Source organism: Vibrio sp. 2130-1 (genome assembly GCF_033339515.1).
Window position 1 is genome coordinate 1 of record NZ_JAWOUT010000285.1, and the last position, 699, is coordinate 699.

Here is a 699-nt window from a genome sequence, read left to right on the forward strand (position 1 = left end):
ATGGTTGTTTTGTTCTCACCGTGTTATGTCCCCTAAGTGCTCACCATTCTGCTACTGACCCTTTAACTTCGTACAATCAATGCGATGCGGTGGAAAGTGTTGTTGAGGTAACCTTTCGGATTCCATGCGATGGCAAAAGGCTGGCTGACTCCTTGATCGTCAGTCGCTTTCGCCCACACTTCGTAGTAACCCGCTTGAGGGAACTTCACCTTAGCATTGAACGTTTGCCAAGCACCGTCATTGGCAGGAGCTGCGAGGTCGGCATCCATCCATGTTGCGCCAAAATCAATCGAAATCTGCACTTTGGTCACTTTTCGGTCGCCAGACCAAGCATGTCCGCGAATGGCTATTTCATTGCCATTGACTTCTGTGTTGGTTTGCGGAGAGGTGATGAGCGATTTTACTGGCATGCGCTCTATGATCTCGAAATCCTCTTTCGCCACGTTTTCTCCCGGGGCGACAGGTCGGTTAGGGACTCGGTAGGAAGTGCCTGTCATCTTTGGCCCATCGTGTATTTGATCGCGAATTTGAATGCGAGTGAGCCATTTTTGCGAACAAGAACCCGGCCAACCTGGAACCACCAAACGCAATGGTGCGCCATTCATAGGGTGAAGCGCTTCGCCGTTTTGAGCAAAGGCGATGAGATTTTCACTGCTCATGGCTTTAGCGATGGGTACGCCACGAGAAATTGGTAACTTT

General features: G+C 50.2%; 1 protein-coding gene. It reads right to left on the reverse strand.

Annotated features, from left to right (window positions below; all coding sequences use genetic code 11):
* Window positions 1–62: 62 nt before the first annotated feature.
* On the reverse strand, window positions 63–699 hold a 637-nt coding region (locus R7Q09_RS25765), incomplete at its 5' end, for a molybdopterin-dependent oxidoreductase (RefSeq protein WP_318143894.1).